General features: G+C 69.1%; 20 protein-coding genes. 13 read left to right on the forward strand and 7 right to left on the reverse strand.

The annotated features are described in order from the left end of the window. Positions 1 to 179 precede the first annotated feature (179 nt). From FMP39_RS08795 to FMP39_RS08825, 7 genes are all read left to right on the forward strand, one after another. Complete coding sequence (locus FMP39_RS08795) at positions 180 to 1,607, forward strand: sensor histidine kinase (RefSeq protein ID WP_141589508.1); 1,428 nt, start codon at positions 180 to 182, stop codon at positions 1,605 to 1,607. Then, a complete protein-coding gene (locus FMP39_RS08800; protein ID WP_141589509.1) occupies positions 1,604 to 3,004 on the forward strand; it encodes a sigma-54 dependent transcriptional regulator in 1,401 nt (466 codons plus the stop codon). The genes FMP39_RS08795 and FMP39_RS08800 overlap by 4 nt, the downstream gene beginning before the upstream one ends. Positions 3,005 to 3,099: 95 nt before the next feature. After that, a complete protein-coding gene (locus FMP39_RS08805; RefSeq protein ID WP_228557815.1) occupies positions 3,100 to 4,128 on the forward strand; it encodes a PQQ-binding-like beta-propeller repeat protein in 1,029 nt (342 codons plus the stop codon). 183 nt (positions 4,129 to 4,311) lie between these two features. Beyond that, positions 4,312 to 4,893, forward strand: coding sequence for a DUF305 domain-containing protein (locus FMP39_RS08810; RefSeq protein WP_141589543.1), 582 nt, complete (start codon positions 4,312 to 4,314; stop codon positions 4,891 to 4,893). Between the two features lie 338 nt (positions 4,894 to 5,231). Continuing rightward, entirely contained in the window at positions 5,232 to 7,697 is a 2,466-nt protein-coding gene (locus FMP39_RS08815) for a heavy metal translocating P-type ATPase (RefSeq protein ID WP_141589511.1), read from the forward strand. Between the two features lie 34 nt (positions 7,698 to 7,731). Continuing rightward, complete coding sequence (locus FMP39_RS08820) at positions 7,732 to 8,334, forward strand: c-type cytochrome (protein WP_141589512.1); 603 nt, start codon at positions 7,732 to 7,734, stop codon at positions 8,332 to 8,334. Positions 8,335 to 8,470: 136 nt separating this feature from the next. Then, on the forward strand, positions 8,471 to 8,788 hold the full coding sequence (locus FMP39_RS08825) for a hypothetical protein (RefSeq protein WP_228557816.1): 318 nt from the start codon (positions 8,471 to 8,473) through the stop codon (positions 8,786 to 8,788). 72 nt (positions 8,789 to 8,860) lie between these two features. Here the strand turns inward: FMP39_RS08825 and tmk are convergent, their stop codons facing one another. Together tmk and FMP39_RS08835 are read right to left on the reverse strand one after the other, a co-directional pair. Beyond that, the gene (tmk, locus tag FMP39_RS08830) at positions 8,861 to 9,526 is read right to left on the reverse strand and encodes a dTMP kinase (protein ID WP_141589514.1); all 666 of its coding nucleotides are present in this window, start codon (positions 9,524 to 9,526) and stop codon (positions 8,861 to 8,863) included. Beyond that, the gene (locus FMP39_RS08835) at positions 9,523 to 9,861 is read right to left on the reverse strand and encodes a hypothetical protein (RefSeq protein WP_228557822.1); all 339 of its coding nucleotides are present in this window, start codon (positions 9,859 to 9,861) and stop codon (positions 9,523 to 9,525) included. Before FMP39_RS08835 ends, tmk begins: the two co-directional genes overlap by 4 nt. A 177-nt stretch (positions 9,862 to 10,038) precedes the next feature. Here FMP39_RS08835 and ribB point away from each other — a divergent pair, with 177 nt between their 5' ends. Beyond that, on the forward strand, positions 10,039 to 11,190 hold the full coding sequence (gene ribB / locus FMP39_RS08840) for a 3,4-dihydroxy-2-butanone-4-phosphate synthase (RefSeq protein ID WP_141589516.1): 1,152 nt from the start codon (positions 10,039 to 10,041) through the stop codon (positions 11,188 to 11,190). 33 nt (positions 11,191 to 11,223) lie between these two features. On the opposite strand, the gene thrC is transcribed toward ribB, so the two are convergent. The 5 genes from thrC to greA form a co-directional block, all read right to left on the reverse strand. Beyond that, positions 11,224 to 12,564, reverse strand: coding sequence for a threonine synthase (gene thrC / locus FMP39_RS08845; RefSeq protein WP_141589517.1), 1,341 nt, complete (start codon positions 12,562 to 12,564; stop codon positions 11,224 to 11,226). Then, positions 12,561 to 13,124, reverse strand: coding sequence for a hypothetical protein (locus FMP39_RS08850; RefSeq protein ID WP_011553441.1), 564 nt, complete (start codon positions 13,122 to 13,124; stop codon positions 12,561 to 12,563). The genes thrC and FMP39_RS08850 overlap by 4 nt, the downstream gene beginning before the upstream one ends. A gap of 100 nt (positions 13,125 to 13,224) precedes the next feature. After that, complete coding sequence (locus FMP39_RS08855; protein ID WP_141589518.1) at positions 13,225 to 13,863, reverse strand: protein-L-isoaspartate(D-aspartate) O-methyltransferase; 639 nt, start codon at positions 13,861 to 13,863, stop codon at positions 13,225 to 13,227. A gap of 27 nt (positions 13,864 to 13,890) precedes the next feature. Then, on the reverse strand, positions 13,891 to 16,788 hold the full coding sequence (recG, locus tag FMP39_RS08860; RefSeq protein WP_228557818.1) for an ATP-dependent DNA helicase RecG: 2,898 nt from the start codon (positions 16,786 to 16,788) through the stop codon (positions 13,891 to 13,893). A 112-nt stretch (positions 16,789 to 16,900) separates the two neighbouring features. Continuing rightward, on the reverse strand, positions 16,901 to 17,419 hold the full coding sequence (greA, locus tag FMP39_RS08865; RefSeq protein WP_141589519.1) for a transcription elongation factor GreA: 519 nt from the start codon (positions 17,417 to 17,419) through the stop codon (positions 16,901 to 16,903). 191 nt (positions 17,420 to 17,610) lie between these two features. On the opposite strand from greA, the gene FMP39_RS08870 reads away from it, so the two are divergent. From FMP39_RS08870 to FMP39_RS08890, 5 genes are all read left to right on the forward strand, one after another. Next, positions 17,611 to 18,141 carry an FHA domain-containing protein gene (locus FMP39_RS08870; RefSeq protein ID WP_141589520.1) on the forward strand — a complete coding sequence of 177 codons (531 nt, stop codon included), beginning with the start codon at positions 17,611 to 17,613 and terminating at the stop codon, positions 18,139 to 18,141. Between the two features lie 10 nt (positions 18,142 to 18,151). Further along, positions 18,152 to 18,556 carry an MGMT family protein gene (locus tag FMP39_RS08875; RefSeq protein WP_141589521.1) on the forward strand — a complete coding sequence of 135 codons (405 nt, stop codon included), beginning with the start codon at positions 18,152 to 18,154 and terminating at the stop codon, positions 18,554 to 18,556. Between the two features lie 84 nt (positions 18,557 to 18,640). After that, the gene (locus tag FMP39_RS08880; RefSeq protein WP_194858303.1) at positions 18,641 to 19,189 is read left to right on the forward strand and encodes a D-alanyl-D-alanine carboxypeptidase family protein; all 549 of its coding nucleotides are present in this window, start codon (positions 18,641 to 18,643) and stop codon (positions 19,187 to 19,189) included. Positions 19,190 to 19,312: 123 nt separating this feature from the next. After that, positions 19,313 to 21,520, forward strand: coding sequence for a mucoidy inhibitor MuiA family protein (locus FMP39_RS08885; RefSeq protein ID WP_141589523.1), 2,208 nt, complete (start codon positions 19,313 to 19,315; stop codon positions 21,518 to 21,520). Next, the gene (locus FMP39_RS08890; protein WP_141589545.1) at positions 21,520 to 23,076 is read left to right on the forward strand and encodes a DUF4139 domain-containing protein; all 1,557 of its coding nucleotides are present in this window, start codon (positions 21,520 to 21,522) and stop codon (positions 23,074 to 23,076) included. Before FMP39_RS08885 ends, FMP39_RS08890 begins: the two co-directional genes overlap by 1 nt. The last annotated feature ends 45 nt before the right edge of the window (positions 23,077 to 23,121 follow it).

Below are 23,121 nucleotides of genomic sequence, written 5' to 3' on the forward strand. Positions count from 1 at the left end.
GCTCGCCAGACCTGAAGCCGAGCCCCCGGCCCATTACAGTGTGACCAGCCTGGTCACACCCGGCCCTTTTCTCGCAACGATGAGGGAACGCCGCCCAGGAATGAGTTCAGCCACTTGCAGCGCGCACCACATTGGCCTGCCTGTTGCTAAACCCCTACCTTCGTTCGCCAGGGGATGTCGTGTCCGGAACCGCTCGCAGGCTCTTATCCGCCTTCTCGCTCCTCGTCCTGGCCTTCGGCGCGGCAGCCTATGCCGCGCTCGAGGGCATGGCGGAGATCCACGAGGCCCTGCACAGCGTGCGGCGGCAGGAGACGGCCGTGCGCACCACGCTGTCGCTCGCGACCTCGGTCAGAGACCTCTACGCACACCAGGCTCACACCGTCATCCTCGGCAACGCCAGCCACCTGCCGCTCTACGACAGCGCCTATCACCGTGCCATGGAGCGGCTCGAAGCGGTCCAAGCCCAGGCCACCACCTCCGAGGAACGCGCCCAGGTGGAGACCATGCGCCGCACCACGACGGAGCTGGACCGGCTTTTCCGCGAGGCGCTCGTGCCAGCCGTGCTGCGCGAGGACCATGCCACCGCGGCCCGTGAACACGCCAGGGCCCTGGAGCTGGTCGACGTCATCCAGGAGAGCGCGGACACTTTGGCCTCACACTACGAGCGAGCCATTGGCAACTTCGAGGAGCACGCGAGCACGGTCCAGCACGCCAGCTTCCAGTGGACGGTCGCCATCCTGGCCGCTGCCGCCCTGCTCGCGGCGGGCGTAGGTCTCTACATCGGCCGCTCGGTGGCCCGCCCGGTCTCGCTGCTGGAGGCCGGCGCGGCCCGTATCGCCGCGGGCGACCTCATGACTCGTATCGCGCTGGACCGCCCGGATGAGTTCGGAAGGCTGGCGCAGCAGTTCAACCGGATGACCGCCGCGCTACGTGAGCATCAGGAGCGCCTGGTTCAAAGCGAGCGGCTGGCGGGCATCGGCCGCCTGGCGGCGGGCGTGGCGCATGAAATCAACAATCCCCTGGGGGTCATCCTCGGCTACGTGCGCCTGCTTCAGCGCAAGGCGGAGGGGGCGCTCGCGGACGACCTGCGCATCATCGAAGAGGAGACGCTGCGCTGCCGTGACATCGTGGAGGGGATGCTCGACCTGTCGCGGCCACTCCAGGTCCCGGGCGAGACGCTGGAGCTGCGAGAGCTGGTGGAGGAAGTCGTCTCCCGGCAGCGGGAGTCCGCCCAGCTCTCCGCGGCATCCTTGACGGTGGAAGGCGAAGCCCGGGTGGCAGGCCATCCGCAGCGGCTGCGGCAGGTGGTCACGAACCTGGTCAAGAACGCCATGGAGGCCGCCGGTCCCTCGGGACAGGTGACCGTGGCCATCCACGCCCACGATGACGAGGTGGCGCTTTCTTTCCGCGACAGCGGGCCCGGCCTCTCTCCCGAGGCACAGAAGCGGATGTTCGAGCCCTTCTTCACCACCAAACCCCATGGCACCGGGCTGGGGTTGGCGGTGTCGCAGGCCATCGCCCAGGCCCATGGTGGCCGCATCCAGCCGCGCAACCTGCCTGGACGTGGTGCGGAATTCACCTTGCATCTCCCCCGGAGTACGCCGTGACGGACAGACCGAGTGTTCTCGTTGTCGACGACAAGGAGAACATGCGCCACCTCATCACCCGCATTCTCGGTGACGCGTATCACGTGAGGACGGCTGAAGACGGAGGCCGTGCACTCTCCCTCATCCAGACGCAGCCGTTCGACGTGGTGGTGACGGACATCCGAATGCCGGGAGCGGACGGCTTCGAGGTGCTCAAGGCAGTCAAGCAGCACGCGCCCACCACCGAGGTCATCCTGATGACGGCGTACGCCTCCGTCCCCAAGGCGGTAGAGGCCATCAAGGAGGGCGCCTATGATTACCTGCCCAAGCCCTTCGACCCGGACGAGGCATCCCTGGTGGTCGCCCGCGCCATCGAGCGCAAGCGGCTCAAGGAGCAGGCCGCCTCACTGCGGCGCGAGCTGGAGGGCATCTACAGCTTCCAGAACATCATTGGCAGGAGCGCGCCCATGCGTGCGCTCTACAGCCTGCTGGAGCGCGCCTCCGAGCTGGACATCACGGTTCTCATCACCGGGGAGACGGGGACGGGCAAGGAGCTGGTGGCGCGGGCCATCCACCACCACGGCCCACGCAAGGACCGGCCCTTCATCGCGGTCAACTGCGGCGCGCTGCCCTCCGAACTCATCGAGAGCGAGCTGTTCGGTCACGCCCGGGGTGCCTTCACCGGCGCGGTAGAGACCAAGGCCGGTCTCTTCGAGGCAGCCTCCGGGGGGACCATCTTCCTGGACGAGATTGGGGAGTTGCCCCTGTCCGTCCAGGTGAAGCTCAACCGCACGCTCCAGGACAAGGAGGTGCGCCGTGTCGGAGACGCGGTTGCGCGCCGCATCGACGCACGCGTCATCACCGCCACCCACCGCGACCTCAAGGCCGAAGTGACTGCGGGCCGCTTCCGCGAAGACCTCTACTACCGGCTCAATGTCTTCCCGGTGCATCTGCCGTCCCTGCGGGAGCGGCGCGAGGACATCCCCCTGCTGGCCATGCACTTCGTACAGAAGGCGGCGAAGACCTACCGGCAGCCGGTGGATGGCCTGGAGCCGGACGCGTTGCGTGCGCTCACCGGGTACAACTGGCCGGGCAACGTGCGCCAGTTGGAGAATGCCATCGAACGCGCGGTGGCCATCACCACTGGCTCCCGGGTGGGCCCTGACGCACTCCCCTCTGAAGTCACGGGCGGACAACAGGGAGCACTGCCCGCAGACCATCTGGTGAAGATGCCCTTCCGGGAGGCGGTGGACCTGGCGCGGGACCGTGCCTCGCGCGACTACCTCATCGCCCTGCTGCGGGAATTCGGGGGCAATGTGACGCGGGCTGCTGAACGCGCGGGCATGGAGCGCGAGAGCCTCCACCGGCTCCTCAAACGCTTTGGCCTGCGTTCCGATGACTTCAAGGAGTCACCCTAAGCAACACATGCAATCAAGCTGCATTCACCACCAAACACAGCTTCTGTAGATGCCGCCGACACGATTCCGCCGAGAGGACCGTCGATATGGAACGCATGAAGCCGACACTGTGGATGATGCCCTTCCTGACTGCGCTGGCGATGAGTGGCTGCGCCGCCAAGGACTCAAACTCGTTCCCCGTCCTCGAAAAGGACGCCGTGTTCGTCGTGAATGGTGGCAGCAACTCCCTCAGCGTCATTGACGTGGAGCGGCAGGAGGTCACCAGCACCCTTCGATTGAAGGACATGACCTATCCCCACCACATCAGCCTCAGCCCGGACCGGAGCCTGCTCGTGGTGGCGGTCCCCGGCATGGACCTGAGCGGCGGGCACGGCGGCGGGCACGGCGGTCACACCATGCCTGGCAAGCTCCTCCTGCTCGACGCGAAGACAGGTAAGACGCGGGCCACGCGGCAGTTCGACGTGATGACCCACAACGGCGCCTTCTCGCCGGACGGCACCGAGGTGTGGACGGCCCTGATGGCAAAGCCGGGCGCGGTGGTCGTGCTCGACAGCCAGACGCTCGAGCCCAAGCAAACAATCGACGTGGGCGACATGCCCGCGGAGGTGACGTTCTCTCAGGACGGGCGCTACGCCTTCGTCGCCAATGGCGACTCCAACAACGTCTCCGTCATCAACGCGGCCACCAAGGCGGTGGTGAAGACGGTGACCGTCGGGGCCAACCCGGTCGGCGCCTGGCCGGGAAACGACGGCCTCATGTACGTGGACAACGAGGACGGCAAGAGCCTCACCGGCATTGATGCCAACACCCTCGATGTGGCGCGCACCTATCCGCTGGGCTTCACGCCGGCCATGGCCGCCACGGCCCCCAATGGGGACCTCTGGGTGACGGACACCGACAACGGCAAGGTCATCTTCTTCGCCGCTGGTACGACGACACGTCAGGGGGAACTGGCCACTGGCGCCGGAGCCCATGGCATCGCGTTCTCCGCCGATGGCGCCACCGCATTCATCACCAACCAGACCGCGGGGACGCTCAGCATCGTCGACGTCGCCTCGCGCACCGTTCGAAAGACGCTCACCGTGGGCACCCAGCCCAACGGACTTGTCTTCCGCGAGAACTGACCCGTCTCGAGGCACGAGGTGATTGCCGTGGCTCCCCGCTGAGGTGGCTTGTAACTCCGCCGCTCACAGGTGCCACGGACCACCTCCATGCACAGCATCCAGCGCGGCGGACGCCTCTGGCAATCCGGCACACCGCGGATGCCAGGCGTCCGACCTGGAGGCTGTGAACGTATGAAATCCTCAATGCTATGCAGCGCCCTGGCGGTCGTCTTCCTCGCAGCGGTAGCGGGGTGTGGAGATGACGAGTCGCACGAGGGCATGTCCATGGACAGTGACGTTGCCCCCGAGCGGCTCGTCGTGGACGGCAACTATTCCGACGAGCGGTTTATCGACATGATGGCCGCGCACCACCAGATGGCCACCGAGATGGCCATGGTCGAGGAGCAACGCGGCACGCGTCAGGAGCTCCGGGCGCTGGCCACGAAGATGATTCAGGACCAGCGTCGAGAAATCGAGGAGCTGAAGGCCCTCAAGCAGGCCCACTTCGGCTCCTCGGATGTGCCGACGATGATGAGCGAGTCCGAGATGCAAAACAGCGGCATGCTGATGACCGCCGAGCTCGCGCGACAGCCGGACGTCGACGAGGCGTTCATCGATTCGATGATGCCGCACCACTCGGGTGCCGTTCAGATGGCGAGCGTCGCGCTGCGGCGGACCAGCAACGCAGAGATTCGCGCTCTTGCCCGCGGAATCATCGACGCACAGACGAAGGAGATCGGTCAGCTGATTGAGTGGCGCAAGTCTTGGTACGGCGGTCAACCGTAGCGGACATCGGCGCACTCACGACTGGAGGCGGCGAGCCACCGCCGCCACCGCCACGAGCCCGCCGCCGTCATCGCACCAATTGGGTGTGACCTACCTCACCCGAGTGTAACAGCGCGGGTTACACCCGACGGAGGCACACCCGAGTCAATCTCGGAACTTGCCCGTTGGCACGGCTGGCCTCGGGGTTGCTTGGTACCCGAGCTGACAAGCCGCACGGGTTCGCCCTGAGAACATTCCTGGCAGGCAGCCATGGGCCCGCTTCGGGCGACAGGCCGCTTCGCTTGGAACTGTAAGAAGGAACAGGGTGCTTCGTGATCCCGGCAAAAGGAATCGCGACGATGACGACTCATCTCCCCCCAGAAGCTCACACCGGGCACCACCCTCCGCACCTGCCAGAGGGCAAGGCGAAGGACCCCGTCTGCGGCATGTTCGTGGATCCCCAGGCACCGAAGGGCGGCAGCCACGTGCACGAGGGGCACACGTACTTCTTCTGCAACCCGAAGTGCCGCGAGAAGTTCACGGCGGAGCCGCGGAAGTACCTCGCGCCCGAGCCCCAGCCGCAGGAGCCTGCCCCCGCGGGCACCCAGTACATCTGCCCGATGGACCCGGAGGTGCGGCAGGACCATCCCGGCACCTGCCCCAAGTGCGGCATGGCCCTCAAGCCCGAACAGCCGGTCCTCCAGACGCGCACCGAGTACGTCTGCCCGATGCACCCGGAGATCGTGCGGCCCGAGCCGGGGGCGTGCCCCATCTGCGGCATGGCCCTGGAGCCACGGACCGTCACCCTTGAGGACGGGCCCGACCCGGAGTACCTCGACATGCGGCGGCGCTTCTGGGTGAGCGTCGTCCTCTCACTCCCTGTGTTCGTCCTGGGCATGTCCGAGATGATTCCGGGCCAGCCCATCCAGCGCCTCATCCCAGGGCCGCTCATGGCCTGGGTGCAGTTCGCCCTGGCGACGCCCGTGGTGCTGTGGGGGGGCTGGCCCTTCTTCCAGCGGGGCTGGGCGTCGGTGCGCAACCGGCACCTCAACATGTTCACGCTGATTGCCCTTGGGACGGGCGCCGCCTACGGCTTCAGCGTCTTCGCCACCTTCTTCCCCGGCCTCCTGCCTCACGCCTTCACGGGCCACGGTGGCCACGTGCCCTTGTACTTCGAGGCCGCGGCGGTCATCACCACGCTGGTGCTGCTGGGGCAGGTGCTGGAGCTCCGGGCCCGCCATGCCACCTCGGGAGCCTTGAAGGCGCTGCTCGGGCTGGCTCCGAAGACGGCGCGGCTGCTGCGCGAGGACGGGCGCGAAGAGGACGTAGCGCTGGACGGGGTCCACGTGGGTGACCGCCTCCGCGTCCGACCGGGCGAGAAGGTGCCCGTGGATGGCGTGGTCCTGGAGGGCGAGAGCGCCGTGGACGAGTCCATGGTGACGGGTGAGCCGATTCCCTCCGAGAAGACACCTGGCAGCCGGGTGACAGGAGGGACGGTCAACGGCACCGGCGGCTTCGTGATGCGGGCCGAGCGCGTCGGCCGCGACACGCTCCTCTCTCAAATCGTACAGCGGGTGGCCGAGGCCCAACGCAGCCGGGCCCCCATCCAGCGTCTGGCCGACACCGTCTCCGGGTGGTTCGTGCCCGCGGTGGTGGTCATCGCCGTCCTCACGGCGTTCATCTGGAGCATGTGGGGACCAGAGCCCCGGCTCGCCCACGCGCTGGTCAACGCCGTGGCCGTCCTCATCATCGCGTGCCCGTGTGCCCTGGGCCTGGCCACTCCCATCTCCATCGTGGTGGGCATGGGGCGTGGCGCGCAGGCCGGCGTCCTCATCCGGGACGCGGCGGCGCTCGAGGAACTGGCGAAGGTGGACACCCTCGTCGTCGACAAGACGGGCACCCTCACCGAGGGCAGGCCGAGCCTCACCACGGTGGTGACCGCCCCCGGTTTCGACGAGGCGCGGCTGCTTCACCTGGCCGGCAGCATCGAGCGCGGGAGCGAGCACCCGCTCGCGTCCGCAATCGTGAAGGGCGCAGAGGCACGAGGTGCCGTCCTCACTGAGACGCACGGCTTCAAGTCCGTGACGGGCCAGGGCGTGACGGGGCGTGTGGATGGTGCGCAGGTGGCGCTCGGCAATGCCCGGCTGCTCGAGGGACTCGGCATCGAGGCAGGGGCGTTCCTGGAGAGGGCGGAGGCCCTGAGGCGAGAAGGGCAGACGGTGATGTTCGTCGCCGTGGACGGCAAGCCGGCCGGGCTGCTGGGCGTGGCCGACCCGGTGAAGGCCAGCACCCCCGAAGCCGTTCAGCAGCTCCGTGCCGACGGCCTGCGCCTCGTGATGCTCACGGGTGACAGCCGGACAACGGCGGAGGCGGTGGCCCGGCGCCTGGGCATCGACGAAGTCCACGCGGAGGTGCGCCCCGAGGAGAAGAACGCGATGGTGAAGCGCCTCCAGGCCGAAGGGCACGTGGTAGCCATGGCCGGAGACGGAGTGAACGACGCGCCCGCGCTCGCCCAGGCCAACGTGGGCATCGCCATGGGCACGGGCACTGACATCGCCATGGAGAGCGCCGCCGTCACGCTGGTGAAGGGTGACCTCCGCGGCATCGTCCGCGCACGGCACCTGAGCCGGGGCACCGTGCGAAACATCCGCCAGAACCTCTTCTTCGCGTTCATCTACAACGTGCTCGGCGTCCCCATCGCGGCGGGGGTCCTCTACCCGTTCTTCGGACTGCTGCTGAGCCCCATGATTGCCAGCGCGGCGATGAGCATCTCGTCCGTCTCCGTCATCGCCAATGCCCTGCGGCTGAAGCGGCTGGACCTCTGACCGCCCCCCGCCGGATTCAAGAGGAGAATACACCGTGACCTTGCGCCGTACCGTGGTGGGAGGACTGGCCGTACTGGGCGCCCTGACGCTCGTCCTGGGCGTGGGCTGCGGGGTGTATGCGCTGACGGTGGCGCGCCGCGGCTTCTCGGCCCGGGAGGCCCCCTCGGCGCTCGAAGCGAACGTGGCGCGTGCGGCACGGAGCTTCAGCATGCCCGCGGGCGCCCGGGAGCTGAAGAATCCGCTCGCGCCCCTCTCACCGCAGGCCCTCGCCGAGGCGCGAGCCCATTGGGGTGACCACTGCGCCATCTGCCACGCGGCGGATGGCAGTGGGCAGACACCCATCGGCCAGGGGCTCTACCCGCGCGCCCCCAACATGCGCGCCACTCCGACCCAGGACCTGAGCGATGGCGAGCTGTACTGGATCATCCAGAACGGCATCCGCCTGACCGGCATGCCCGCCTGGGGACAACTCCACGAGGGGGCGGGCAACAACGATAGCTGGGCCCTCGTCGAACTCATCCGCAGACTGCCGCGTCTCGGCACAGAAGAGCTCGATGAAATCAAAGCCGCCCTGCCCCAGTCCCGGCATGAGCTTGAAGAGCAGCGCATCGAGGACGCGTTCCTCGAAGGACAGTAGCCGTCACATGCGAAAGGAGCGCAACGCCATGAGACCCCAACCCGTTCGTCCCCGCCTCACGAGCCTCGCCGTAGTGGCTCTCGCCCTGTTGACTCCGGCTCTGGCCCTTGCCCACGGCAAGGACGGGGTCCACGTCATGGGCACGGTGAAGGAAGTGAAGCAGGCCGCGCTCGTGCTGGAGACGAGCGACAAGAAGCAGCAGGAGGTGATGACGGATCCCGGCACCCGCTACGAGAGGAGCGGCGTGGCGGTCACCGCATCCGACCTCAAGCCCGGCGAGCGCGCCGTCGTGCACGGGATGAAGATGAACAACGGCCAGGTGCATGCGCAGTTGGTGAAGTTCGGCAAGCCGCCCGCCAAGGGCACAGGGAAGGCACAGGGCGGCACAGGGGAAACCGAGCCGGATCCCACTCCACCAACGCAGGGGAAGCATCACGAGCACTCGGGACACTGAGCGCTTCCGTCGCTGACGAGGACGGCATCCAAGACAAGGCGCCGCCGGGCGGGGAATACCGGCCCAGACAGTTCAGCGCTTGCGGGCCAGCAGCTTGCGAATCTCAACCAACGACGCGGTCGTCACGGCCTCGATGCCCTGCTCGCCGTCGATGTGGACGATGCGCTCGTGCTTCTCCCGGCGGCGGATGGCGGCCACGTACTGCTTCGCAATCCGCCGCTGAGCCTCGTCCGCCTCGAACAGCTCCGCCGCCCCGCCGCGTGCCTTGCGGCGCCGTGCCGCCACCTCCGGCGCCACGCCGACGAACAGCGTCAGGTCCGGCGACACCGCGCACGCATTCACCGCCTCCACCCATTCCATGGGCAGCGACGCGCCCTGGTAGGCCAGGGACGACAGGACGTAGCGGTCACACAGGACAATCTGGCCCGCCGCCAGCGCCGGGAGCACCCGGGCCGTGAGGTGGTCCGTCCGGTCCGCGGCGAACAGCAACGCCAGCGTCTCCGGCGCCAGCGGACCCGCCCCACCGGGCAGTCCCAACCGGCCCGTGAGCGCCTGGCGAATCATCATCCCCACGGGGCCGTCAGACGGCTCCCGTGTGGTCAGCACCGAGTGCCCCTCCGCGCGCAGGGCCGCGGCAAGCCGCTCCACCTGCGTCGTGGTACCCGCCCCATCCAGTCCCTCCAGGACGATGAAACGCCCTGGACGGCGCGCGGTGGCCTTCTTCCTGGCGGCGCTCACCGGGGAAGCAGCGCCGAGGGGTCGTCCAGCCGCAGCTCGCTGCGAAGGGCCAGCATCGACTCGTATTGCTTCAGCTCATCCACCAGGACCTTCCGGCCCGAGCGGTAGCTGATGAAGGCGTAGATGAGCAGCGACACGGACACCAGGGCCGCCGCCCACGCCAGCAGCGGCGTGCGAAGAGAATCGTAGAAGAGCTTGCCCGACGCCCCACCCACCAGGAGGGCAATGACGGTGGACACCCCCGCTCGGGCGAAGCGTGTCGTGCTCTCACGGGTGGAAAGACTGGCCTGGAGCTGGTCGAGCCGAGCCCGGAGTTCCTGGGTATTGGAAGTCATCACGGCGCCAAGCACCCTACATCACTGCGCCCGTCACGTCGAGTCGGCGTCTACCCACCAACCGGCCGTAGGCCCTCCAACGGCCCCCTGCCAACCTCATCCGCGCCATCATCCCCACATGCGCCCGGCTACCGGTTGGCTTGCGAGCCACCGTCGCCCACGCTACATGCGCGACTCATGCAGCCCTCCGCCCGGACCGAAACCTCCATGAGTCACGCCAGCGAGATCTCCTCCATCGACGACGCCATCCGTGACATCCAGGAGGGCAAGTTCGTCATCGTCGCCGATGACGAGGACCGCGAGAATGAGGGCGACCTCATCATGGCCGCGGAGAAGGTGACGCCCGAGCACCTGGCCTTCATGGTGCGCCACACCAGCGGCATCGTCTGCATGCCCATGCTGGCGGAGCGGCTGGACGAGCTCCGCCTCCCACAGATGGTGTCGGACAACACCGAATCCCATCGCACAGCCTTCACCGTCTCCGTGGACTACCGCCACGGCACCCACACGGGCGTATCCGCGGCGGACCGCGCGAAGACCATCCGCGCCCTGGTGGACCCCTCCAGCAAGGCCGATGACTTCCTGCGCCCCGGGCACATCTTCCCGCTCCGCTACCGCGAGGGCGGCGTCCTCCGCCGGGCCGGCCACACCGAGGCCACCGTTGACCTGTCCCGCCTCGCCGGCCTGTCCGCCTCCGGCATCCTCTGCGAGCTGGTGAAGGACGACGGCACCATGATGCGGATGCCGGACCTCAAGGTCTTCGCCCGCGAGCACAAGCTGTCGCTCATCACCATCGCGGACCTCATCGAGTACCGCCGCCGGAAGGACCGGCTGGTGCGCCGCGAGCCCGGCCAGCAGACCGTCACCACCCGCTACGGTGAGTTCACCGCCCTCACCTATTCGTGGCTGCCCGACGGCGTGAAGTCCCTGGTCCTGGTGAAGGGCGACCCGGCGTCGCGGCCCAGCACCCTGGTGCGCCTGCACGCGGCCTGTGCCCTGGGTGACGTGTTCGGCTCCCCGTCGTGCAACTGCAACGTGCTGCTGGATCAGGCGCTGGCGCGCATCGCCCGTGAAGGCTCCGGCGTGCTGGTGTACCTGCCAGGCATGCACGGGGACGACTTCGGCATCCACCACAAGCGCAACAACGACGGCAGCAGCGGCCCCACGCGTGGCCCGCAGGAGTCGCGTGACCTGGGCATGGGCTGCCAGATTCTCACGGACCTGGGCATCCACACGCTCCAGGTGATGACCAACTCGGACGTCACCTACCGCGGGCTCGCGGGCTTCGGTCTCACCATCGAGAAGCGCGTCCCGCTCCAGCCGGACTGACGCGCCCCTCGCCGGGCGGACCGGGCCCGGGGTTCAGCCCAGGTCCGCCAGTGCGCCCTTCACCGCGTCCAGCGTCGCCGGCAGCTCCACGGGCGGGTTGGCGAACTGGCTCGTCACCTCCGCCAGCGCGCCGCGGTGGTAGCCCACCTTGAAGTCGGCGAACTTCAGGCCGTGCGCGGTGGACACCACCGCCACGCGCGAGCCCCGGGCAATCACGCCCTGCGCCACCAGCTTCTCCAGCGCCGCCAGCGCCACGCCCGTGTGCGGACAGGTGAAGGTCCCCTCGCGGTCCGCCCGCGCGGCGGCGTTGGCCAGCTCGGACTCGCTGGCGTCCTCCACCACGCCGTCGAACGCCTTGAGCACCTTCACCGCGCGCTTGAATGACACCGGGTTGCCAATCTGGATGGCCGACGCCAGCGTGGGCTCGGCCTGCAGGGGCACCAGCTCCTGGAAGCCACCCCGGAACGAGCGCGCCAATGGATTGGCCTTCTGGGCCTGCGCCACGGCGATGCGCGGCCGGCGGCTGATGAGGCCCAGCGACAGCATCAGCTCGAAGCCCTTGCCCAAGGCGCTGGCATTGCCCAGGTTGCCGCCGGGAATCACCACCCAGTCCGGCGGCTCCCAGCCCAGGTCCTGGCAGAGCTCCACGGCGACCATCTTCTGGCCTTCGATGCGCAGCGAGTTCATCGAGTTGGCCAGGTACAGCCCCGTGTCCGCCGTCACCGCCTGCACCAGCTTCATGCAGCCGTCGAAGTCCGTGTCCAGCGACAGCACCCGCGCCCCATTGGCAATGGGCTGCACGAGCTGCGCGAGCGACACCTTGTCGCGCGGCAGGAACACCACCGCCGGAATCCCCGCCGCCGCGCAGTAGGCGGAGAGCGCCGCGGACGTGTCGCCCGTGGAGGCACACGCCACCGCGCGCAGCGGAACGCCCCGGGCGCGCATGTGCTTCACCGCGGAGACCAGGACCGTCATCCCCCAGTCCTTGAAGCTGCCCGTGGGCGAGACGCCGCACTCCTTCAAGTCCAGCGCGGCCAGCCCCAGCTCCGCCGCCATGCGCGGCAACGGCTTGAGCGGCACGCGGCCCTCGCCGAGCGAGACGATGTCCTCCGCCGGTAGCTGCGGATACGCCCACTCCCGCTTGCCCCACACGCCCGAGCCATCCGGCAGGCGCGCGGAGCCGAAGCGCGTCTCGAAACGGCGCTTCCATTCCGCCGCGGATACCGTGCGCAGGGCCTTCACGTCGTGCGCGACTTCCAGCAGGCCGCCGCAGCGCGGGCACCGGTACACCACGTCCATCAGCGAGGCGCGGAAGTCACAGCCCTCACTGCACGCGTACTCCGCGCGGAAATCCGAAGCCGACTCCTCGCTCATGCCTCCTCCTGTGCCCGCGTGCCACACTCCGGACAGGCCTTACCGGGCCGCACGCGAGTATGACACGATGCGCAAGAGCGCCAGCCATCGTCGTCGCCAGAAGGTCTCCCAGGCGCCGCTGCCACGGTGGGCTTCGCCCGGGGCAGGCGCATGCCGCAGTTGTCGCAGAGCAGCCCCTCCGCCTGGGTGATGCGGCAGTAACGGCAGACGACGGCGCCCAACGGCGCGGCGGTGCGAACGCCATCGTCCGGGGCACGCCCGGTGTCCAGCTCGGGCATGGGCGTCACCGGAACGGCCCCCATGTCCCGGGCGCGTGTCAGTTGCAGGTCGGGAACCACCTGCGCCGGCAGATCGGGCCCGGACCGGAGCCGCGTCACGTCCAGGTCGGGCAACACGGCCGCGACCACCGGCGCGCGGCCTCCGGCATGCGGTGTCACCTCCAGCTCCGGCAACGTCGCGATGGGCGCGGTCTCCGCCACAGCCGCGGGGAACCGCTTGCCGCAGACGTCGCACTCCGTCCCTTCGGGCTGAACGTGGTCGCAGAGCGGACAGATAATCATGATGTGCGAACGTTAGCGGGCCGCCGCCGACATGGCGAGCAAGCGGATAGAGAGCCTGCTTCCCGCCTCGCTGGGTCAGGAGCCACCCGAGCCCAGGAGGTCACCCCTGCGAGAGCGGCTGCCCCGTCATGGGAACGAAGCGAACCGGCAGCAGGGACTCCACCTGGGGCACCTCTCCGGGCCGGAGGGCGCGCTGGATTCGCAGCAGTTGCTGGGTGCCCCCCTGGGGCCCCACCGGAATGAGCATGCGTCCGCCCGGCTTGAGCTGTGAAAGGAGCTGAAGCGGAACGTCTGGTGGCGCCGCGGCGACGAGGATGGCGTCGAAGGGCGCCTGCTCCGGCCAGCCCAGTGAGCCGTCTCCTTCCCGGAACGAGACGTTTTCGCAGCCCTGCCGCCGCAACACCTCTCGCGCCGATTGGGCCAGCTCGGGGACGATTTCCACCGAGTAGACCTCTCTGCACAGCAGGGACAGCAGCGCCGTCTGGTAGCCAGAACCGGTGCCGATTTCGAGGACCCGCTCGTCCCCCCGCAGTTGGAGCGCCTCCGTCATCAGCGCCACGACGTAGGGCTGGCTGATGGTCTGCCCGTGCCCGATGGGCAGCGGCGAGTCCGCGCTCGCCTCTTCGCGCAGATCCTCCGGCACGAAGTCCGCGCGGTTCAGCCGAGCGATGGCCTCCAGGACTCGCGCGTCCTTGATGCCGTGCCGCGACAGGTAGTCGGCCCGTCCCCAGTCACCCATGCCCCTAGCCTAGTCATGACAGGCGCCCTAACCCACCCGCGCGAGCGCAAGCCGCCCTTCCCAGCGTTCCTCGAGCGCCTTCACGAGGCCCTGGTTCTCCTTCGCCTTCATGTCCGGGTCCTTCTCCAGGATGCGCCGGGCCTCGGACTGCGCCATGGAGAGCAGGTCGCCATCCCGCGCCAGGTTGGCCACCGCCAGCTCGGGCAGGCCACTCTGGCGCGTGCCCAGGAATTCACCCGGGCCTCGAATCTCCAGGTCCTTCTCCGCGATGACGAAGCCGTCGCTGCTCTGCTCCATCACCGTCAGGCGCTCGGCGGACTCCCAGGAGCGGGCGCTTCCGGCCACCAGGTGGCAGAAGCTCGCCGCCGCGCCGCGCCCCACCCGGCCCCGGAGCTGGTGAAGCTGTGACAGGCCGAAGCGCTCGGCGGATTCCACCACCATCACGGAGGCGTTGGGCACGTCCACGCCCACCTCCACCACCGTGGTGCAGACGAGGAGGTGCAGGCGCTTCTCGCGGAAGTCCTCCATGACGGAGTCCTTCTCCTCCGCCTTCATCCGTCCGTGCAGCAGCCCCACCTTCGCGTCGGGGAACACCTTCCGGAGCTTCTCCACGCCGCGCGTGGCGTCCTCCAGGTCCAGCTTCTCCGACTCCTCCACCAGCGGGTAGACGACGTAGGCCTGGTGCCCCTTGGCCAACTGCGCGCCCACGGACTCGTAGACGAGCGCGCGCTGCTTGTCGTTGAACACCCGCGTCTGAATGGGCGTGCGGCCCGGCGGAAGCTGGTCGATGACGGACAGGTCCAGGTCGCCGTACAGCGTCATGGCCAGCGTGCGGGGAATGGGCGTGGCCGTCATCACCAGCACATCCGGCTTGGGCCCCTTGCTCATCAGCGTGTGGCGCTGGAGCACGCCGAAGCGGTGCTGTTCGTCGATGACGACCAGGCCCAGGCGTTCGAAGGAGACGTCTGCCTGAAGCAGCGCGTGCGTGCCCACGGCCAGATGAATTTCGCCTCGGGCCACGGCCTCACGCACCTGGCGCTTGGCCTTCGCCGTGCCCGCCGCGCTCACCAGGCCCACGCGGTAGCCCAGCGGTTCCATCACCTTGCGGAAGTTGCGCTCGTGCTGCTCAGCGAGGATTTCCGTGGGGGCCATGACGGCCACCTGGTAGCCGGCCTGCAGCGCGATGAGGGCGGAGACCATGGCCACCGCCGTCTTGCCGCTGCCCACGTCTCCCTGGACCAGCCGGTTCATGGGCTCCGGGCGCGCCATGTCCCAGCAGAGTTCCTCCACCACCCGCGCCTGCGCGCCGGTGAGCTGGAACGGCAGCGCGTTGCGCGCCTTCGCCAGCCGGGGCTCAGACACGTCGAAGGAGATGCCGACCTCCGCCTTCACGCCCTGCCGTTTGAGCGCCATGCCCAGTTGGAGGAAGAACAGCTCGTCGAAGGCGAGCCGCCGGTGCGCGGGGCTCTGGTGCGCGTCGAGCGCCTCCAGGTCCGCGTCCCCTGGCGGGAAGTGGATGAAGCGCAGCGCGTCCGGCAGGCCCATCAGGTCCAAGCGGCGGCGCAGGTCGGCGGGCAGCGGGTCATCCAGCTCGTGCGCGTACTGCTCGCCTACGCGGGAGGTCAGCTCACGGAACGAGCGCTGCTCGCCGCGCTCGAAGCCCGGATACACGGGGACGATGCGGTTGAAGTGGACCGACGTCGTGGACTCGATGTCCTCCGCCGGTTCGATTTCCGGATGGGGCATCTCCCGGCCCGACATGGTGGCGCGGACCTCGCCGGAGAGGACGATGCGCTTGCCCACGGTGAACCGGCTCTTCAACCAGGGGCCCGCGTTGAAGTACGTAGCGGCGATGCTGCCCGAGCGGTCCCCCACGACGGCGCGGAACATGCGCCGGCCCTGTCGGCCCGCCACGAAGTCGGCCACCTTGACGATGCCCACCGTGACGCCTCGCTCGCCGGGCTCCAGCTCCGCGATGGTGCGCAGCTGGCGGCGGTCTTCGTAGCAGCGCGGCAGCATGAAGAGGATGTCGCCCATGCGGCGCAGCCCCTTCTTGTCGAGCGCCGAGACGAGCCTGGGCCCCAGCCGCTTGCCCAGCGTCTTCAGCGGCGACGCCAGCGGCCCGGAGCGCGGCGCGATGGAGAGGAGCTTCGCCTCGGAGCGAGAGGCCTCCGCCGCGACCGCCCGCTTCTTCTTTCGCTGCGCCTTCTCCTTGCGCGTCTTCGCTCCGGGCACCGCCTCTGGCCCGGTGTCGAGCGCGGCCTGACGGAGACCCGGCTTCGCCCGAGACGACGGCGCGGCCTGCCGCCCGGTGGCGGGCTGCGGCGCGGCGACGTTCGACTGCGGAGGCCGCGTCGTCGGCGCCATCCGCGGTGGACGGGCAGGCAGGAGGTCCGAGTCCATTCCGGCCTGACGTCCCCGCGGCCCCTCAGGACTCATGCGCGGCATGGGGCCCTCAACGCCGCTTCCGCGCGCGGGGGCCGAGGCTCCACGCGCAGCCGGTCCTCGAGGTGCGTCCGGCAGCGGGCCCGACGTGGGCAGCGGCTCCGCCGACTTCCAGGGCGGCACATACCCCGGGGGCGTCGTGCCTCCCGCGCCCACCGGAGCGCCCTGCGTGGACCTCGGCCGAGCCGGAACCGCGCACTCCATCGTCACGCCGTGCAGCTCCGCGGGCAACTCCAGCCCGCTGACCTTCAGCCCGGCCACGACTCGCCGCAGCGCGGCCTTGCGGCGCTCGGGCATGGCGTGGTCCACGTCAGGCAGCGCGGCCCTCAAGTGGTCGAGTGCCCGTGCATCCACGCCACTGGCCCCAGCAAGCGCGCGCTCCAACACCGGGCGCAATGACTTCACCGTGGCCAGCATCGCGAAGTCGCGCTGGCACACGTACCGGAGGGGTCCAACAAGGCTGGCGAGCGGGTGGTTCACGCGGGGGTTCCGCCGTACATCCTACGGAACGAGGATGACGTCTCCCACAAAACGAGACCGGGGAAGCGAGCCCTGGCCCGCTCCCCCGGCAACTCACTGCGGCTTCCGAGGCTCAGCTCTGGCTCGCCGAGGCCTCTTCCTCCGGCTCCTCGAAGCGGATCTGCTGGACTTCCAGTTCGCGCACGCCGCCGGGGCTCTGAACCGTGGCGATGTCACCCACCTTCTTGCCGATGAGCGCCCGCGCCACCGGCGAGGTGACGGCAATCCACCGCTTCTTCAGGTCTGCCTCGATCTCCCCCACGAGCCGGTAGCTCACCGGCTTGTCGGTTTCGGTATCGAGCAGGTCCACCGTCGCCCCGAAAATGACCTTGTCGCCGCCCAGCTTCGACGGGTCGATGACCTCCGCACGCGCAATCCAGTCGTTGAGGGTCAGGATGCGCCCCTCGATGTGCGACTGCTTCTCCTTCGCCGCGTGGTACTCCGCGTTCTCGCGCAGGTCACCGTGTGCGCGAGCGACCTCGATCTCGCGCGAGATCTTCCCCCGCTCGACGGACTGGAGGTGCTTCAGTTCCTCCTTCAGCTTGCGCAGTCCGGACGGGGTCATCGGGATGTTGTCGCTCCCGCTGCTCATCGACACAGCTCCTTCCACCACTCCCAGGTTCAAATAAGATGGAGGGCCGGCGCTCCTCTTCCGGAGCCCGGCCCCCGCGACCAAACAAAAGCCCAATGTAAGGAACCACTGACAAGTTGGTCAATGAAACCCGTACAGGGAACGGGGGGATGGGCTGGGCGTGCGCCCTTTGACCCGCTAGTCTGCCCCCCGTGTTGTCCGTCCAGGAATTGCGCGGGCTCGGTGCCGCCCTGCCCTCCAGTGCCTTCCAGCGTCAACTGGGGCCTTTCGCACTCATCCAGCGCCCGCCTTCCGAGGCCTCGACCGCCGTGCTCGCCCCTACCCGCATGGCGGCGCCCTCGGAAATCGAACAGGGCATGCTGGCCTTGCTGTTCGAGTTCGAACACCTGCGCGTGGCCACCCTGCCGCCGCTCAACGCCACCGACCGGCTGCGCATTGGCCGCCGCATGGACTGCGACCTGGTCGTCGACGACGCGTCCGTGTCCAAGATGCACGCGGAGCTGCGGTGGAACGAAGCCGACCAGCGCTGCACCGTGCAGGACCTGGGCTCCACCAACGGCACCTTCCTCAACGCCCGCTCCCTGGGTGTCCGCGAGGTCGTGCTGCGCGACGGCGACATCCTGAGTGTGGGCAACGTGCAGTTCTGGTACCTGCTCACCCGTACGCTGCATGAGCGCCTGCGCGCGGGCGAAGCCACCGGGCTAGGCTCGCGCAGCGGCTGAGCCCTCCCAAATGTCCACACCGCCACGCGACGAGCGCGACTACTTCGAGCGCATCTACACCGTCACCGCCCAGGTGCCGCATGGGCAGGTGGCCACATATGGGGACATCGCCGCCATCGTCGGTGATGGCTGCGATGCCCGCGTCGTGGGACATGCACTGGGCGCGTTGGGCGCCCGCGCGGACAGCGTGCCCTGGCAGCGCGTCATCAACCGCACGGGTGGCATCAGCACCTCGGGTTACGGACAGCGCGAGGCCCTGGAGGCGGAGGGCGTCACCTTCGACGAGCGCGACCACGTCCGGATGGCGTCACACCATTGGACGGGCCCCAGTGAGGCGTGGGCCCGCGCACATGGGTTCCAGCCGTTGCCTCCGCGCGAAGTGAAGACTCCGGACGCGCAATTGAAACTGTTCTGAACAGGCGCTCGCCCTCCCGTCTGCTTGCGTCGAGGCACAGACGCGCGAAAGTTCGGATTCCGGCCACGGGGCCGGCGTCCAAACATGTCGCTCGCGCTGCTCCGCTGGGGAGTCTTCATCCTGCTGTGTCTGTTCGCGCCCCAAGCCGTCGCCGGCGACGCAAAGCCCCGGCGAAGTGAGGCGAAGGACAGTCGGCTCGTTCGTCTCAAGAACGGGCAGTTGCTTCATGCCGACGCCGCGGACGCGTACCGACGGATGAAGGCCGAAGCGCGTTCGAAGAACATCTACCTCTGGGTCCACAGCGGATACCGCTCTCCCGCGAAGCAGCGCCGGCTCTATGAGCGCTACCGCAAGGGCAAGGGGCCCCAGGCGGCACGGCCCGGGCGCTCCAACCATCAACGCGGCCTCGCGGTGGACCTGGTCATCGGCGGCGTCAAGACACCGACCTATGACTGGCTCGTGTCGAATGCGTGCCGCTTCGGCTTCAAGCGCACGGTGCGCTCCGAGCCCTGGCATTGGGAGTACCGCCCGCGCAGCACCCGCGAGCCGAAGCCGGGGCGTGACTGCGTGGGCCGCCCCTTGAAGCGTCAGCGGCCCCAGTCTCCGCCCGTGGCGAGCACCGAGAAGAGCTGAGACGCGCTAGCTCCAATGCAGCGTGTCGTCAATCCGGCCCAAGGGCATCCCGACCTCACGGGTTGGTGCCTTTTGTCTGGGGGGACTGATTTTTATCAGACACCTCGATTACGGTGAGCAGCCATGCTCGTCGTCACATCGAACCTCGAAGCCGTCACCGTCCACGCGGAGGGGGCGCTTTGTACGCGGGTCGCCACGATTCCCACGGCGGGAGGGATGTTGCCCACGCAGGTGCGAATCAATGGATTGCCCCTGTCGTTGCAACCCGGCTCGCTTCGGGCGTCCGTGGTGCACGGCCCGTCGGGACTCGCCGTGCGCGACCTTCGTCCCACCTACGACGTCCAGCTTCCGCCAGAAGTCGACGTGCCCGCGGAGCACCGCGCCCTGGAGGAAGCCGAGCACCGCCTCTCCGACCTCACCCAACAGCTCGCGCGCGTGGGACAGGAACTGGACGCGCTGTCGAAGCTGTCCCCCGGGTTTCCGCCCCGGCCGAAGGAAGCGCAGGAGCCCCGTGAGGCCCCCGTGTCCGCGCTGCTGACGCTCATGTCCTTCGTGGACACCGAGCTCGCCGCGCTCCATTCGCGGAAGCTGGACCTGGAGCGGCAGCAGCGTGACGCCGAAGCCGAGCTGCGCTTGCGGCGCAACCGCGTCGCCGAAGCCTCTTCGTCCGTGCGAGGCCAACGCGCCCGCGTGTACCGCGCGGTCGTGCTGACGCTGTCGGGCCCCCTTCCCGCGGACCCGGGGGCGCGGCTCGCGCTCGAATACGCCGTCCAGGGGGCGCGCTGGGTGCCCACCTACGACTTGCGCCTGCCGCGCACGCTGGAAGAGGGAACGCTGCGCATGCGCGCCTCCGTGCTCCAACGCACCGGCGAGGACTGGACGGGGGTGAAGCTCGCCGTCTCCACCGCGGACCTCGCCCGGCATGCGGAAGTCCCCGAGCTGAAGGCACTGCGCATTGGCCGCCATCAACCGGCTCCCGCGCGTTCGGGCTGGAGGGAGGCGCCACCGGGGCTCGAGGAACTGTTCGCGGGCTACGACGCCACGCGGACGCCCACGCCGGTTCAGCCCGAGCTCCCAGCCGAGCCCGAGCCCATGCCCGCCGGCCTCGAGCAGCCCCGGAAGAACAAGCGCAGTGCCATGCCCATCGCGCCCAAGCCCGACGTCGCCATGCCGGAAGCGGCCGCGCCACCGCCTCCGCCGTCAACGGTCCCTCGAAGCGCTCCGATGCGTCCCAGTGCCGCTGCCCCCGAGGACGAGGAGACGCGAGCGCGACCGCGAGGCGGTGGCCTGATGTCGCGCGCGCGCCGACCGCCACCTCCGGCCGAGCTCGAGGAGGCGCCCGAGAGTTCATTCGACGATGACGAAGACGGGCTCAGCATGGATCCCGCCTCGCTGGGCGGTGGTGGTGGCGGTGGCGAGCGAACACCTCCGAGGCAGGAGCCCTCCGACGCGCTGCTGGACTACGACCGCCTGACCATGCCGCCCGCGGATGACCTGGGCGCGCGCGGCAGGCTGCAACCGCGCCCCGGGCACCTCACCCGGGAGCTGGTGGCCCTGGCGGAGGTCCACGCGCAGATCGACATCACCGTGCGAGTCGCCCTGAGTCTGCAGGAGACCTCTTCCATATGGGCGGCCCCCGCGCCGGCGTGGTCCCAGCCGCCACGCACGTCCTCGCCTCACTTCGATGCGCGCTTCGATGTGGAGACGCGCGCGGACGTGCCTTCGGATGGAGCGTGGCACACGGTGCCGGTGTTGTCGGTGCCAGTGGGGCTGTCCGCGGAATACGTCTGCGTCCCCTCCGTGGAGACGCGTGCGTTCCGCACGGTGCGCGTGGAGAACCGGACGCCGTATCCGCTGCTGGCAGGTCCCGTGGACGTCACGCTGGAGAACGAGTTCCTGATGACGTCTCCCCTGCCGACCATGGCCCCGGGCTCGACCCAGCGGCTGGGGCTCGGTGTGGAGGAGTCCATCAAGGTCGCGCGCAACACGCGGTTCGACGAGGCGACGGGCGGCATGTTCGGCGGCTCGACGATGCTGACGCACCACGTGTCGGTGGAGCTGGCCAACCGGCTGAGCAATCGCGTCCTGGTCGAGGTGTGCGAGCGCGTGCCCACCGTTCCCGTCAACACGGAGAAGGACATCAAGGTGGAGGAGTTGGAAGTGGCCCCGCTCTGGCAGAAGCGCCTGCCCTTGCCCGGAGAAGCGAAGGTGGAGGGCGAGCGCGCGTGGCGCGTGGTGCTCCAGCCAGGTGAAGCGCAGACGCTGAAAGCGACATGGACCGTCAAGATTCCGGGCAACAAGATGCTCGGCGGCGGCAACCGGAGGACATGATGGGCACCCCTTTCATCCTGCCCGTGGTCAAGGTCACCGTCCTCGAGGACCGGGCGCTCGTCGAGCGGCGGGGGGAGATTCCCCTGTCCGTGGGAACGCAGCGACTGGTCATCCAGGGACTGTCCCCGCTCGCCGTGGACCGCTCGCTCCAGGCGAAGGTCGCGGGTGGCACCATCTCCCAGGCACGCATCCGCCGGGCGACGAAGCCGCAACCCCCCGAGGCCGAGCGAGAACACCGCACGGCGCTCGGCAAGCGCGTCGCGGAGCTGGAGCAGGAGCTCCGGCGCGTGGTCGCGGACGAAACCCGGCTGGCGGCGCGGCTGCGGCTGTTGGACACCGCGCGCGCCGATGTCCACCGCGCCATCTCCGAGCAGGCAGGCGCCGGACAGTCGCGGCCGGAGACGTGGCGGGAGCAGTTGGAGACGGTGCGCCGCGAGCAACTGTCGGCGGACTCGGCGCTCCGAGAGGCTGCGCGCCGGACGCTGCGACTGCGGGAACAGCTCGACGAAGCACGGGCCTCGCAGACGGCTGTCGAGCTCTTGGAGCCAACGGTCGACACCCAGGCCGAGCTGGAGGTAGGCCACCCCACGGGCGGGCCCGCCACGCTGTCCGTCACGTACCTGGTGCCCTGCACGGCCTGGCGACCTTCCTACCGCGCCACGCTGTCCCGCGAAGCCTCCGGTGAGTCCGTCACACTGGAGTGCGAGGCCGTCGTCTGGCAGCGCACCGGTGAGGAGTGGAAGGACGTGGAGCTGGCGTTCTCCACCGCGCGGCCCACGCTGGGCGCCACGCCGCCGCGACTCCAGGAGGACCGGCTGTGGCTGCGGGACAAGACGGAGCGCGAGAAGCAGGTGGTGGAGGTGGCCATCCGTGAGGAGGTCATCCAGACCGCGGGCGAGCCCGGCGCTGCCCGGCGGGAGGATGCGCTACCGGGCATGGACGACGGAGGCGAACCGCTGACGGTGACGGCCCCGCATCGGGCCAGTGTGCCACCGGACGGCGAGCCCTACCGCGTGCCCCTGTTCCAGTTCACCGCACCCGCGGCCTCCGAACTGGTAGCCATGCCGGAGCAGTCCCCCCTGGTGCACCGGGTGGCCCGGTTCGACAACACGGGCCCCACGGTGTTGCTCGCGGGCCCCGTGAAGCTGGTGCGTACCCACGGCTATGTGGGGCGTGCGCAGCTGCGTTTCACCGGCAAGGGCGAGCGAGTGAAGCTGGGCTTCGGCAGCGATGACGCGCTGCGCGTGGCGCGAACGGAGGACGTGGGGCGGGAGACCAGCCGGCTCACCGGCCGCAAGGTGACGACACACAAGGTGCGGCTGTTCCTCTCCAACATGGGCGCGAAGGCGGTGCCGGTGGCCATCGAGGAACGGATTCCCGTCTCCGAGGTGGAGTCGGTGGAAATCCAGTTGCAGCGGGAGAGCACCAAGCCCGCGCCCGCGCGCGTCAGCGAGGATGGCATCGTCCGCTTCGAGCTGACGGCGTCGCCCCGCTCTCAGCAGGAGCTGGCGATGGACTACGTGGTGACGAGCGCGGCGAAGGTGGCCGGGCTCTGAGCAGGCCCGGGTTCCACCGCGAAACAGCCCCGGGGGGCCGGGACT

The organism is Myxococcus sp. AB056, assembly GCF_006547365.1.
Taxonomy (GTDB): domain Bacteria; phylum Myxococcota; class Myxococcia; order Myxococcales; family Myxococcaceae; genus Myxococcus; species Myxococcus virescens.

Coding starts and splice junctions, on each gene's coding strand:
- FMP39_RS08875 (WP_141589521.1), top strand. CDS start 18,152: ATGTCCACACCGCCACGCGACGAGCGCGACTACTTCGAGCGCATCTAC.
- FMP39_RS08810 (WP_141589543.1), top strand. CDS start 4,312: ATGCTATGCAGCGCCCTGGCGGTCGTCTTCCTCGCAGCGGTAGCGGGG.
- FMP39_RS08890 (WP_141589545.1), top strand. CDS start 21,520: ATGGGCACCCCTTTCATCCTGCCCGTGGTCAAGGTCACCGTCCTCGAG.
- FMP39_RS08850 (WP_011553441.1), bottom strand. CDS start 13,124: ATGATTATCTGTCCGCTCTGCGACCACGTTCAGCCCGAAGGGACGGAG.
- greA (WP_141589519.1), bottom strand. CDS start 17,419: ATGAGCAGCGGGAGCGACAACATCCCGATGACCCCGTCCGGACTGCGC.
- FMP39_RS08825 (WP_228557816.1), top strand. CDS start 8,471: ATGGGCACGGTGAAGGAAGTGAAGCAGGCCGCGCTCGTGCTGGAGACG.
- ribB (WP_141589516.1), top strand. CDS start 10,039: ATGCAGCCCTCCGCCCGGACCGAAACCTCCATGAGTCACGCCAGCGAG.
- FMP39_RS08835 (WP_228557822.1), bottom strand. CDS start 9,861: ATGACTTCCAATACCCAGGAACTCCGGGCTCGGCTCGACCAGCTCCAG.
- FMP39_RS08805 (WP_228557815.1), top strand. CDS start 3,100: ATGAAGCCGACACTGTGGATGATGCCCTTCCTGACTGCGCTGGCGATG.
- FMP39_RS08880 (WP_194858303.1), top strand. CDS start 18,641: ATGTCGCTCGCGCTGCTCCGCTGGGGAGTCTTCATCCTGCTGTGTCTG.
- FMP39_RS08885 (WP_141589523.1), top strand. CDS start 19,313: ATGCTCGTCGTCACATCGAACCTCGAAGCCGTCACCGTCCACGCGGAG.
- thrC (WP_141589517.1), bottom strand. CDS start 12,564: ATGAGCGAGGAGTCGGCTTCGGATTTCCGCGCGGAGTACGCGTGCAGT.
- FMP39_RS08855 (WP_141589518.1), bottom strand. CDS start 13,863: ATGGGTGACTGGGGACGGGCCGACTACCTGTCGCGGCACGGCATCAAG.
- FMP39_RS08815 (WP_141589511.1), top strand. CDS start 5,232: ATGACGACTCATCTCCCCCCAGAAGCTCACACCGGGCACCACCCTCCG.